This window comes from Streptomyces sp. DSM 116793 (genome assembly GCF_057320905.1).
In genome coordinates, this window is record NZ_CM170494.1 from 2,161,769 (window position 1) to 2,174,276 (window position 12,508).

Sequence of the window (12,508 nt, forward strand, 5' to 3'; positions counted from 1 at the left end):
TGTCCGGCAGCCACGTCCGCGCGGGCGCGAGCGACCGGGCCGCGGAGGGACCGCTGCTGGGCGTGTAGGCAGCAGGTCCGCGCGGGCGCGAGCGACCGCCACCGGCCGGTGGCCCGGCCACGACCGGGACGGCCCCTGTGGACGGCGGCGGGGCGACGGCTTCCCGTGGGCCCGTCGCTGAAGTCCCCGTGCCCGTGTCGGGGCGTGGTCGGCGCCCCGAGAGGCCGCGGCCCTTCACGACGGTGGGGCCGTGACGAAGTCGATCAGCTCCTCCACGCGGCCCAGAAGCGCCGGCTCCAGATCCTTGTAGCTGCGCACCCGGGACAGGATGCGCTGCCAGGCCGCGCCGGTGTTCTCCGGCCAGCCGAGCGCACGGCAGACGCCCTTCTTCCAGTCCTGGCCGTGCGGCACGCGGGGCCAGGCGGGGATGCCCACGGAGGACGGTTTCACCGCCTCCCAGACGTCGATGTACGGGTGACCGACGACCAGGGCGTGCGGACCGGACACGGACGCCGCGATCCGGGACTCCTTGGTGCCGGGCAGCAGGTGGTCGACGAGGACGCCGAGCCGGGCGCCGGGCCCGGGGCCGAAGGCCTCGACGATCGCCGGGAGGTCGTCCACGCCCTCCAGGTACTCGACCACCACACCCTCGATGCGCAGGTCGTCGCCCCACACCTTCTCGACGAGCTCGGCGTCGTGGCGGCCCTCCACGTAGATGCGCCCCGCACGGGCGACGCGGGCCCGGGCGCCCGGCACGGCGAGGGACCCGGAGGCGGTGCGGGCCCGCCCCGCGGGCGCGCCGGCGGCGGGCCGCACCAGGGTCACCGGCCTGCCCTCCAGCAGGAAGCCGCGGGGGTGCAGGGGAAACGCGCGGTGCTTGCCGAAGCGGTCCTCCAGCGTGACCGTACCCGCCTCGCAGCGGATCACGGCACCGCAGAACCCGGTCCCCGCCTCCTCCACCACGAGCCCCGGCTCCGCGGGCACCTCGGGTGCGGGCTGCTGCTTCTTCCAGGGCGGCGTGAGGTCCGGTGAGTACTGGCGCATTCGGCCGACGATAGAAGAGGCGGCGGCGCGGCGGTCACGACACGCCGAAACGCAGGGCGAGTTGATCACGCTGCCGTCGGACGAAACCGGCATTCACCGCGGCACCGTGTCCCGGTACGTAGACGGCGTCCGGACCACCGAGGGCCAGCAGCCGGTCCAGGGCCGCCGGCCACCGGCCGGGGACGGCGTCCGGGCCGGCCTGCGGCTCTCCGGACTCCTCCACGAGGTCCCCGCAGAACACCACGTCCGGCTCCCCCGCGCCGCCCGGCACCAGCACGGCCAGGTCGTGCGCGGTGTGCCCCGGCCCGGCGTTCACCAGCACCACCCGGACCCCACCGCCGAGGTCGAGCGTCCGCTCGGCGGGGACGGGGTACCAGGTGGGGGCGGCGGTGCGGGGGTGGGGCGGGTCGGTCTGGGGGGTGCGGGGGGTGCGGGGGGCCACGGTGTCGGGCGCGAGGGTGGCGGGGGGTGTGGTGTTGGAGGTGCCGGGGGCACCGGGGGGCGGGACGCCGGGGGCGGCGGGGCGGGGTGTGCCGTCGCCGGGAGCGGGGGTCGCTGTACCCCGGGCCGCGGGGCCGGGGACCGCGGTGCCGGGGTCCGCGGTGCCGGGGTCCGCGGTGCCGGGTAGCAGGCGGGTCAGGGCGGCGGCGGCCTCGGCGGCGGCATCCGGTGCCACGCCGTGGTGCACCGCGTCGGCGCGCAGGGCATCGGCATCGGCGGCGATCAGTGCCCCGGCACCGGCCGCCGTATGGATCTGCGCATCCGCGAACACCGGGGCGCCCAGCACATGGTCGAAGTGCGGATGGGTGAGCGCGAGGTGGGTCACCCGGCCGCCGGGGCCGAGCAGCCGTTCGGCGGCGGCCCGCAGCCGCGCGCCCTCGGCCAGGGTCGAGCCCGCATCGATCAGCAGGGCCGCGCCGTGCCCGGCGACCAGTCCGCTGGTGCAGTCCCAGCCCGGCAGCCGGCACCGTCCCGCCCGCGCCGACAACTCCTCCCAGCCGGCGTCCCGCCATCCGACCCGCACCGACCCACCTCCTCGCCCACACCCGCGTCCCATGTCACACCCCGCGCCGGGACCGTGCACACGCCCACGCGGCGGGGTCCATGCCCACGCGGCGCCGGCTCGGGGTCGCCCCCATGCGGCCCGGCTCATACCCACGCCACACGACACGTTCCGCGGCTCGGGTTCACCCCCCGCAGCCCGGCCCATACCCACGCCACACGACACCTTCCATGCCCACATCCGCCCGGCCGGGGGGCGGTCCCCTGGCCCCGGTCCACACAGGTCCCCGGCCATCACGGCGTCGGCCTCAGTCCACCAGGTCCCCGACCACGGCGTCGGCCTCAGTCCACCAGGTCCCCGACCACGGCGTCGGCCTCAGTCCACCAGGTCCCTGACCACGGCGTCGGCCAGCAGCCGGCCGCGGAGTGTGAGTACCGCACGGCCGGACTCGTACGGATCCGCTTCGAGGAGGCCCTCGGACACCGCCCGGCGGGCCGCCGCGGCCCCCTCGTCGCGCAGCAGGGAGAGGGGGCAGCCGTCCCGGAGCCGCAGTTCCAGGAGGATCCGCTCGACCCGCCGGTCCTCCGCGGTGAGCACCTCACGCCCGGCGCCGGGTGACCGCCCGGCGGCCAGCCGCGCCGCGTACGCGCCGGGGTGCTTGACGTTCCACCACCGCACCCCGCCGACGTGGCTGTGCGCCCCGGGCCCGGCGCCCCACCAGTCGGCCCCGCGCCAGTACAGCTCGTTGTGCAGGCAGCGGCCCGCCGGGGACGCCGCCCAGTTCGACACCTCGTACCACTCGAAGCCGGCCGCCGAGAGCACGTCGTCGGCGATCAGGTAGCGGTCCGCGTGCTCGTCGTCGTCCGTCACCGGAATCTCGCCCCGGCGGATCCAGCGCGCCAGTCCCGTGCCCTCCTCGACGATCAGCGCATAGGCCGAGACGTGGTCCGGTCCGGCGCCGATCGCCGCGTCCAGGGAGGCCCGCCAGTCGTCGTCGGACTCCCCCGGTGTGCCGTAGATCAGGTCGAGGTTCACGTGTGCGAACCCGGCGGCGCGTGCCTCGGCCACGCACGCCTCGGGGCGGCCCGGGGTGTGCCGGCGGTCCAGCACGTCCAGGACGTGCTGGCGGGCGCTCTGCATCCCGAAGGAGATCCGGTTGAAGCCGCCGGCCCGCAGCCGGGCCAGGTAGGCGGGGTCGACGGACTCCGGGTTGGCCTCCGTGGTGATCTCCGCGTCGTCCGTGAGCCCGAACTCCGACCGGATCGCGTCCAGCATCCGGACGAGGTCGTCCGCGGCGAGCAGGGTCGGGGTGCCGCCGCCGACGAAGACGGTGCGCACCGGGCGCGGGTCGTCGCCGAGCACCTTGCGGGCCAGGCGGACCTCGTCGGTCAGCGTGCCCGCGTAGTTGTCCCGCGAGGCGAGCACGCCGCCGGTGCCGCGCAGCTCGGTCGCGGTGTAGGTGTTGAAGTCGCAGTAGCCGCAGCGGGTGGCGCAGTACGGCACGTGCAGGTAGAAGCCGAGCGGGCGCCCGGCGCCTTCGTGGAGGGCGCCGGGCGGGAGTGCCCCGTCCTCGGGTACGGGCTCGCCGTCGGGCAGTACGGAAGGCATACGTGCCATTGTCCCGTATGCGTCGGCGGTCCTCGCCCCTGGCGCCTACGGCGCCAACCTGCCCCTCAGGGCAGTGGCCACGTGCGACCCCGTCGTGGCTGGTCGCGCAGTTCCCCGCGCCCCTTTTCGGGGCGCCTGCGGCGCCATAACGGGCCTCGCCCCCGCCAGGGGGCGCGGGGAACCGCGCGACCAGCCCAGGACGACCGGCAGATCACACCCACCGCAAGCGGCACGCCCCATGGACGGCGCCGCAGGCGCCCCGAAAGGGGGCGCGGGGAACTGCGCGAACAACCAAGCACGACCAGGAGATCACCACCCACCGCAAGCGGCAGGGCCGTGGATGGCGCTGCAGGCGCCCCGAAAAGGGGCGCGGGGGGCGCGGGGAACTGCGCGAACGGCCGCGGCGGGCCGCAGGACGCCAGCCGGCCGAAGGGGGCACAGGGGCGCGCCCCAGCCGGACCGCCCCCCAAGGGGGAGGCGGACGACTCCGGGGCGGGCGCCCACAGGGAGGTGAAAGCGCGAGGGGTCAGGCCTCGCGCGCTCCCGCGTACATCTCATCGATGAGATGCCGGTACTCCCGCTCCACCACAGGCCGCTTCAACTTGAGACTCGGCGTCAACTCCCCGTGCTCGATGTCCAGATCCCGCGGCAGCAGCCGGAACTTCCTGATGGCCTGCCACCGCTGCAACCCCTCGTTGAGCCGCTGCACATACCCGTCGATGAGCGCCACCGTCGCCGGCGCCGCCGCCACCTCCGCATACGACTTGCCCGCGAGCCCGTGCTCGTTCGCCCACTCCATGATCGAGGGCTCGTCGAGCGCGATCAGCGCGGAGCAGAAGTTCCGGTCGGCACCGTGCACCAGGATGTTGGACACGAACGGGCAGACCGCCTTGAACTGCCCCTCCACCTCGGCCGGCGCGACGTACTTGCCCCCGGAGGTCTTGATCAGGTCCTTCTTGCGGTCCGTGATGCGCAGGTAACCGTCGGGCGAGAGCTCGCCGATGTCGCCGGTGTGGAACCAGCCGTCGGGCTCCAGCACCTCCTGTGTCTTCTCCGGCAGCCCGTGGTAGCCCTGCATGATTCCGGGCCCGCGGAGCAGGATCTCGCCGTCGTCGGCGATCCGGACCTCCGTGCCGGGCAGCGGCTTGCCGACCGTGCCGGTGCGGTACGCCTCGCCGGGGTTGACCAGGGACGCGGCGGACGACTCCGTGAGGCCGTAGCCCTCCAGGATGTGCACCCCCGCCCCGGCGAAGAAGTAGCCGATCTCGGGGGCGAGCGCGGCGGAGCCGGAGACGCAGGCCCGCATCCGGCCGCCGAAGGCCTCGCGCAGTTTGCCGTAGACGAGGGCGTCCGCGACCTTGTGCTTGGCGCTCAGGCCGAACGGGGCGGAGGCCCTGCCCGTGCGCCGGTAGGTGTCCTGGGTGACCTTCGCGTACTCGCGGGCCACCCCGGCGGCCCACTGGAAGATCTTGTACTTGGCGGGCCCGCCTGCCCGTGCCTTGGCCGCCACGCCGTTGTAGACCTTCTCGAAGATGCGCGGCACCGCGGCCATGTACGTGGGCCGCACCACCGGCAGATTCTCGATGATCTTGTCGACCCGGCCGTCCACCGCGGTGACGTGCCCGACCTCGACCTGCCCGCTGGTGAGCACCTTGCCGAAGACATGCGCGAGCGGCAGCCACAGGTACTGCACGTCGTCCGGGTAGATCAGGCCGGTGGCGGCGATGGCCTTGGCCATGTAGGACCAGCTGTCGTGCGCCAGCCGCACGCCCTTCGGGCGGCCGGTGGTGCCGGAGGTGTAGATGAGGGTGGCGAGCTGGTCGGCGGTGATCGCCGAGACCCGCTTCCTGATGAGGTCGGGCTCCTTCTCCAGACGGGCGGCGCCACGCGCCTCCACCTCGTCCAGGGTGATCAGCCAGCCGTCGGGCTCGTCGGCGGGGGCCGCGTCCCGGATGCCGCGCGGGTCGATCACCACCACATGGGCGAGCCCGGGCAGGTCGGCGCGCCGCTCCCGCGCCTTGGCGAGCTGGTCGGCGTCCTCGGCGACCAGCACCCTGCTGCCGGAGTCGGAGAGGATGAACGCGGACTCGTCGGCGTTCGTCTGCGGGTAGATCGTGGTGGTGGCCGCGCCGGCGCAGAGGATGCCGAGGTCGGTGAGGACCCACTCGATCCGGGTGGTGGAGGCGAGCGCCACGCGCTCCTCGGGCTGGACGCCGAGTTCTATCAGCCCGGCGGCTATGGCGGACACCCGGTCGGCCGTCTGCGCCCAGCTCAGCGACTTCCAGTCGTCGGGCCCCGTGCCGGAGGCGGGCGGGACCGGGTACCGGAAGGCCTCCTTGTCGGGCGTGGCCGCCACGCGCTCCAGGAAGACGTTTGCCACCGACGGCGGCCGGTTCTCGATCAGGGTCTGTGCGTCGCTCACGACTTCCTCCGGGCCCGCGACAGTGTGCGTCTCGGCTGGGCGGCTGACTGCCCGCGGCTTGGGTGCTTGTTTAACTCACGAGTAACTACCGAGTGGGCATCAGGGTAGAGGGGAGTCGCGCCCCGCGTAAGAGGCCATGACCGGTCTCTTTACACGGCACTCCGACTCTTCGCAGACAGTCCCGCATTTGCGCACACCTGCCCCGGCGCTCGTGTGCTACCGACCCACTCCCGAGCACCCTGGGGCGGCCTCGCCCTCCGGTGAGCCGCTCTGAAGAGGGCGCTGGGAACTGCGCGACCGACCACGACGAGGCAGGCACACCACCGGCCCGAGGGCACAGTCACGCAGGGGAAGCCGCGCGGCGGCGGACGCGGCGACGAGGCCGCAAACAGGAGACGGGCGGACGCGGAACGTCACCCGGCCCCGGAGCCGGGCCGGACGGAGTCGGAGCCGGGCCGGACGGAGTCGGACCAGGTACCGGAGTGCCGGACCGGCGCCAGGTCAGTCACCGGACGCGGGCCGGACCGGCGCCAGTGCGGGGACTGGACGCGGGCCGGGGCAGAACCGAAGCCGGGGCAGGACCGAAGCCGGGGTAGACCGAAGCCGGGCAGGAGCCGGGACGAAGCCGGAGTCGGGACCGAAGCCGCGGCCGGGCACACAACGCCGCTCCCCCACGAACCGCACCACCGACCCCGGCCGCTCCCTACTTCTTCTTGCCCCCGTCGTCGCTCGACAGGACCGCGATGAACGCCTCCTGCGGCACCTCCACGGACCCCACCATCTTCATCCGCTTCTTGCCCTCCTTCTGCTTCTCCAGCAGCTTCCGCTTACGCGAGATGTCACCGCCGTAGCACTTGGCGAGGACGTCCTTGCGGATGGCCCGGATGGTCTCCCTGGCGATGACCCGGGAGCCGATCGCGGCCTGGACGGGCACCTCGAAGTTCTGCCTCGGGATGAGCTCCTTGAGCTTGGCGACCAGCCGCACCCCGTACGCGTACGCGTGGTCCCGGTGGGTGATCGCGGAGAACGCGTCGACCTTGTCGCCGTGCAGCAGGATGTCGACCTTCACCAGCTGCGCGTTCTGCTCGCCGGTGGGCTCGTAGTCCAGCGAGGCGTACCCGCGGGTCTTGGACTTGAGCTGGTCGAAGAAGTCGAAGACGATCTCGGCGAGCGGCAGGGTGTAGCGGATCTCCACCCGGTCCTCGGAGAGGTAGTCCATGCCGAGCATCACACCGCGCCGGGCCTGGCAGAGTTCCATGATCGCGCCGATGAACTCGCTCGGGGCGAGGATCGTGGCCCGCACCACCGGCTCGTAGACCTCTGCGATCTTTCCCTCGGGAAACTCACTCGGATTGGTGACCGTGTGCTCGCTCCCGTCCTCCATGAGGACGCGGTAGACGACGTTCGGCGCGGTGGCGATCAGGTCCAGGCCGAACTCGCGCTCCAGCCGTTCCCGCACCACGTCCAGGTGGAGCAGTCCGAGGAAGCCGACGCGGAACCCGAAGCCGAGCGCCGCGGACGTCTCCGGCTCGTAGACCAGCGCGGCGTCGTTCAGCTGGAGCTTGTCCAGGGCCTCGCGCAGCTCGGGGTAGTCCGAGCCGTCCAGCGGATACAGGCCGGAGAAGACCATCGGCTTGGGGTCCTTGTACCCGCCCAGCGGCGTGTCGGCGCCCTTGGACTGGGCGGTGATCGTGTCACCGACCTTGGACTGCCGGACGTCCTTCACACCGGTGATCAGATAGCCCACCTCGCCGACGCCCAGCCCGTCCGCGGGCAGCATCTCCGGGGAGTTCGTGCCGATCTCCAGCAGCTCGTGGGTGGCGCCGGTGGACATCATCCGGATCCGCTCGCGCTTGTTGAGCTGTCCGTCGACGACACGGACGTACGTCACGACGCCGCGGTACGAGTCGTAGACCGAGTCGAAGATCATGGCGCGGGCGGGCGCGTCGATTACGCCGACCGGCGCGGGGATCTCGGCGACCACCTTGTCGAGCAGCGCCTCCACGCCGAGGCCGGTCTTCGCGGAGACCTTGAGGACGTCGTCGGGCTCGCACCCCACGAGGTTGGCCAGCTCCTCGGAGAACTTCTCCGGCTGCGCGGCGGGCAGGTCGATCTTGTTGAGGACCGGGATGATGGTGAGGTCGTTCTCCATCGCCAGGTAGAGGTTGGCGAGGGTCTGGGCCTCGATGCCCTGGGCGGCGTCGACGAGCAGGATCGTGCCCTCGCAGGCCGCGAGGGAGCGTGAGACCTCGTAGGTGAAGTCCACGTGGCCGGGGGTGTCGATCATGTTCAGGATGTGCGTCCTGCCCTGCTCGGGGCCCTCGGTGGGGGCCCAGGGCAGCCGGACGGCCTGGGACTTGATCGTGATGCCGCGCTCGCGCTCGATGTCCATCCGGTCGAGATACTGGGCGCGCATCTGCCGCTGCTCGACCACGCCGGTGAGCTGGAGCATCCGGTCGGCGAGGGTGGACTTGCCGTGGTCGATGTGCGCGATGATGCAGAAATTGCGGATCAGAGCCGGGTCGGTACGGCTCGGCTCAGGCACATGGTCAGTGGTCGCGGGCACGCAGGGTCCTGTCTCTTGAGGCTTCCATGCCTCTGCTGAGTTCGAGGGCAGATCGATACGTAGCCCCCATCGTCCCACGGGCCGGGCACTGCGACCGGTTTGGGCCGCTTGGACACCGGCTGCTAGCCTGGACCGCTGTGTCTTCGGACCCTTCCCGACCGTCTTGGACCCGCCGCTGAGCGGCGTGGTGCGCGCGGCCGGGCGGGCGCCCGAGCCGGACACGTGAAAGATCATCCTTCCTGTAGCTGAACCTGTACCTGAAAAGGCTCTTTCGTGGCGAACATCAAGTCCCAGATCAAGCGGATCAAGACCAACGAGAAGGCCCGGCAGCGCAACAAGGCCGTGAAGTCCTCCCTCAAGACCGCGATCCGCCGCACCCGTGAGGCCATTGCCGCGGGTGACGCCGAGAAGGCCACGGCCGCCGCGCGCGAGGCCTCGCGCAAGCTGGACAAGGCCGTCTCCAAGGGCGTCATCCACAAGAACCAGGCCGCCAACAAGAAGTCGGCCCTGGCGTCGAAGGTCGCGTCCCTCAAGGGCTGAGCCGCCCTGACGGGCGGCCCGGTGAACCACACCCGGCCGACCCGGCCACTCGGACGGCCACGTGAGCCGCACGGCCACGTGAACGGCCACCTGCACGTCTGACGCCGGCGGGACCCCAGCGGGCCCTCTCATCCGCTCCCCACCGGCACCCCCGGCTCCGCACTCGTCCGCGTTCGCCACGACGCTGCGGCGGAGCCCCACAGCAGTTCGGGGAACCCCCTTTCCGGCCCTTTCCCCGGGGCCGGGAAGGGGGTTTTTCGCGTTCCCGGCCCCGGCGGCCCCCACAGGACCGACCGCCGGGGTCCGGGGACGGGCCGGCTACCGACGGGAGCGGGCCGCGCGGGCGATGGTGACGACCGCCTTCTCCAGGGCGTACTCCGGGTCGTCACCGCCGCCCTTGACGCCTGCGTCCGCCTCCGCCACGGCCCGGAGCGCCACGGCGATACCGTCGGGCGTCCACCCCCGCATCTGCTGGCGGACGCGGTCGATCTTCCACGGCGGCATGCCCAGCTCCCGGGCGAGATCCGCGGGCCGCCCCCCGCGCGCGGCGGACAGCTTCCCGATGGCCCGCACGCCCTGCGCCAGGGCGCTGGTGATCAGTACCGGTGCGACCCCGGTCGACAGCGACCACCGCAGCGCCTCCAGGGCCTCCGCCGCGCGGCCCTCCACCGCTCGGTCGGCCACGGTGAAGCTGGACGCCTCCGCGCGGCCCGTGTAGTAGCGCCCGACGACGGCCTCGTCGATGGTGCCGTCCACGTCCGCCACCAGCTGCGCCGTGGCCGAGGCCAGCTCCCGCAGGTCGCTGCCGAGCGCGTCGACCAGCGCTTGGCACGCCTCCGGCGTCGCGGACCTGCCCAGCCCCCGGAACTCCGCCCGCACGAACGACAGCCGGTCGGCCGGCTTGGTCACCTTGGGGCAGGCGACCTCGCGTGCCCCCGCCTTCCGCGCCGCGTCGAGCAGGCCCTTGCCCTTGGCGAGGCCGGCGTGCAGCAGCACAAGGGTGATCTCCGGGGCGGGCGCCGTCAGATAGGCCTTGACGTCCTTGATCGTGTCCGCCGAGAGGTCCTGCGCCTGGCGTACGACGACGACCTTCCGCTCGGCGAACAGCGACGGGCTCGTCAGCTCGGCCAGCGTGCCCGGCGCCAGCTGGTCCGGGGTGAGGTCCCGGACGTCCGTGTCCGGGTCGGCGGCCCGGGCGGCCGCCACCACCTCCTGCACGGCACGGTCGAGCAGCAGCTCCTCCTGCCCCACGGCGACGGTGACCGGCGCCAGCGGGTCCGACGCGGCGGTGCTGCGGCTGCTTGCGGTGCGTTCGCTGTTCCTGGCCATCGCGGTCAAGCATCCCACGCACCACTGACAGCCCCGTGCGCGTCGGCCGGGCCCTCGGGCGCGGCGGCGGGTCAGCCGAGGACGGACGCGGGCAGGCCCCCGCACGAGGCCCCCTCGGGTGCCGGTCCCGGCAGAGGCCGCGCACGGCGGACGCGACGGCTGCCGCCCGGTGTGCGGCCCGGCAGAGGCCCGGCAGCAGGCTCGGCGGGAGCCAGGCAGCAGGCCCGACGCAATCCCGGCGGCCGGCTCGGCGGGAGCCAGGCATCGGGCTCGGCGGGAGCCAGGCGTCGGGCCCGGCGCAATCCCGGCAGCGGGCTCGGCCGGAGCCCGGTAGGGGCCAGCGGAGACCCCGGGACGGGGGGCCGGGCAGGCGGAGCCGAGGCGGGGCCGCCGGACCGGGGTGGCTCACGGGTCCTCGCGCCAGCCGTCCCACTCGGCGGCGAACTCGTCCAGTGCCCGGGCGTCGAGCCGCTCCTCGGCGTCCTCGACGACCAGCAGCCACTGGGCGTCCTCGGCGTCGTCCTCTCCGGCGAGGGCGTCGCGAAGCACCTGGGGTTCCTCCGCAACTCCGAACCGCTCGCCCAGCGCCTCGGCCGCCTCCTCCGCCGCATCACGGTCGGGCAGCACCAGCACATGCCTGGCATCGCCCATGCCGTCACTCATCTCGTCCACGTGCCCCGCACCACTCGCATCACTCGAACATCACTTCCCACCTCGGCATTCTCCCGGCAGTCGGCCGGCACCGACGACCGGGGGCAGACGCGCCGGCGTCCCGCCACGGCATCGCCTCGCAGGGGCTCGCGGGCCGTGCCCGGCCCGCCCCGGTGACGGGGCCGCCCCGCTGACGGGCTCACGACTTCGGCACGATCTGCACGTCGAGGTTCACCGTGATGCTCGGGCCGACGACCGCGATACCCCGGGCCAGCATCGTCTGCCAGCTGACCGTGAAATCATCGCGATGCAGCTCGGCGGTGGCACGGCAGGCCGCTCTGGTCTCGCCCTCCATGCCGTTGCCGAGGCCCTGGTACTCGGCGTCGAGCGTGACCGTACGGGTGACGCCGTGCAGCGTCAGGGCGCCGGGGATGGCCCAGTGACTGCCGCCCTTGTGCACGAAGCGGTCGCTGTAGAACTCCAGCGTCGGAAAGCGCTCCACATCAAGGAAATCGGCGGACCGCAGGTGGTTGTCGCGCATCGGAACGTTGGTGTCGATGGAGGCGGCGTCGATGACCACGTGCATCGCGGAGCTCTCGATGGGGTCCGCGATCCGTATCGCACCTGCAAAGGTGTTGAACCGGCCGTGGATGCGCGCAAGGCCGATGTGCCGTGCGGTGAAGCCGATCGAGGTGTGCATCGGCTCGATCTCCCAGTCCCCGGGGGCGGGCAGCGGCGGCGGCTCGGAGATCTGCAGGGTGAGATCGCCGAGCGAGGCGAGGCTGTGCTCCGCGACCGTCGCGGTCGCGCGGTAGGGCGCATAGCCGTCCGCGGAGACCGCCAGGCGGTACTCCCCGGCGGGCACGGTCGCCATGAACGAGCCGTACGGGTCCGTGCCTCCGGCCACCACGGTACGGCCCAGAGTGTCGCTGACGGCCAACTCGGCGTGCTTCACCGGCTCGTTGACGGGATCGAGCACCCGGCAGCTCAACGCCCCCGCGTCCGGTGGCATGGGAATGGCCGGGACAAGGCCTTGCCTCAGCCCGCGTGCGGTGCGGTTTCCCTTCCTGCGGCCGAACATGCGCGAACACCCCAGTGCGATGTGAGAGCTGTCAGAACTTGTGAACGGGCAGTCGTGAACACCCGCTTAGCCGATCGACTTTGCGAAGATATCTTCACCCATCGTGACAGTGTTCGGCACAACCCGGGCCCACATCGCGGGAATCCAGCACTGACGCTGGTTACCGCCTCGTGTGGCCCGAAGTAATCGGGCGCCTTGAGCTGGGTGACCCCGCCGGTCGTACGGATTGGCGTCCTGCCTACCCGCAATGCCTCCTGACGGCGC

At 72.7% G+C, this 12,508-nt stretch carries 9 protein-coding genes; 1 reads left to right on the forward strand and 8 read right to left on the reverse strand.

Annotated features, from left to right (window positions below):
* Nucleotides 1–234 precede the first annotated feature (234 nt).
* The 5 genes from ACSMXW_RS09040 to lepA all read right to left on the reverse strand — a co-directional run bounded on the left by ACSMXW_RS09040 (nucleotide 235) and on the right by lepA (nucleotide 8,643).
* Entirely contained in the window at nucleotides 235–1,044 is an 810-nt protein-coding gene (locus tag ACSMXW_RS09040; protein ID WP_485805052.1) for a DUF3097 domain-containing protein, read from the reverse strand.
* 34 nt (nucleotides 1,045–1,078) lie between these two features.
* The gene (locus tag ACSMXW_RS09045; RefSeq protein WP_485805054.1) at nucleotides 1,079–2,068 is read right to left on the reverse strand and encodes an MBL fold metallo-hydrolase; all 990 of its coding nucleotides are present in this window, start codon (nucleotides 2,066–2,068) and stop codon (nucleotides 1,079–1,081) included.
* Between the two features lie 354 nt (nucleotides 2,069–2,422).
* Nucleotides 2,423–3,655: a radical SAM family heme chaperone HemW gene (gene hemW / locus ACSMXW_RS09050; protein ID WP_485805056.1), complete on the reverse strand. Its 1,233-nt coding sequence runs from the start codon at nucleotides 3,653–3,655 to the stop codon at nucleotides 2,423–2,425.
* 526 nt (nucleotides 3,656–4,181) lie between these two features.
* On the reverse strand, nucleotides 4,182–6,077 hold the full coding sequence (locus tag ACSMXW_RS09055) for an AMP-dependent synthetase/ligase (RefSeq protein WP_485805058.1): 1,896 nt from the start codon (nucleotides 6,075–6,077) through the stop codon (nucleotides 4,182–4,184).
* 703 nt (nucleotides 6,078–6,780) lie between these two features.
* Complete coding sequence (gene lepA, locus ACSMXW_RS09060) at nucleotides 6,781–8,643, reverse strand: translation elongation factor 4 (RefSeq protein ID WP_485805060.1); 1,863 nt, start codon at nucleotides 8,641–8,643, stop codon at nucleotides 6,781–6,783.
* A gap of 273 nt (nucleotides 8,644–8,916) precedes the next feature.
* Here lepA and rpsT point away from each other — a divergent pair, with 273 nt between their 5' ends.
* Nucleotides 8,917–9,183: a 30S ribosomal protein S20 gene (rpsT, locus tag ACSMXW_RS09065; protein ID WP_485805062.1), complete on the forward strand. Its 267-nt coding sequence runs from the start codon at nucleotides 8,917–8,919 to the stop codon at nucleotides 9,181–9,183.
* Nucleotides 9,184–9,501: 318 nt separating this feature from the next.
* Here the strand turns inward: rpsT and holA are convergent, their stop codons facing one another.
* From holA to ACSMXW_RS09080, 3 genes are all read right to left on the reverse strand, one after another.
* Entirely contained in the window at nucleotides 9,502–10,512 is a 1,011-nt protein-coding gene (gene holA, locus ACSMXW_RS09070; protein ID WP_485805064.1) for a DNA polymerase III subunit delta, read from the reverse strand.
* A gap of 405 nt (nucleotides 10,513–10,917) precedes the next feature.
* Nucleotides 10,918–11,163, reverse strand: a complete 246-nt coding sequence (locus ACSMXW_RS09075; protein ID WP_485807904.1) for a hypothetical protein — start codon at nucleotides 11,161–11,163, stop codon at nucleotides 10,918–10,920.
* A 199-nt stretch (nucleotides 11,164–11,362) separates the two neighbouring features.
* Nucleotides 11,363–12,244: a YceI family protein gene (locus tag ACSMXW_RS09080; RefSeq protein ID WP_485805066.1), complete on the reverse strand. Its 882-nt coding sequence runs from the start codon at nucleotides 12,242–12,244 to the stop codon at nucleotides 11,363–11,365.
* Between the last annotated feature and the right edge of the window lie 264 nt (nucleotides 12,245–12,508).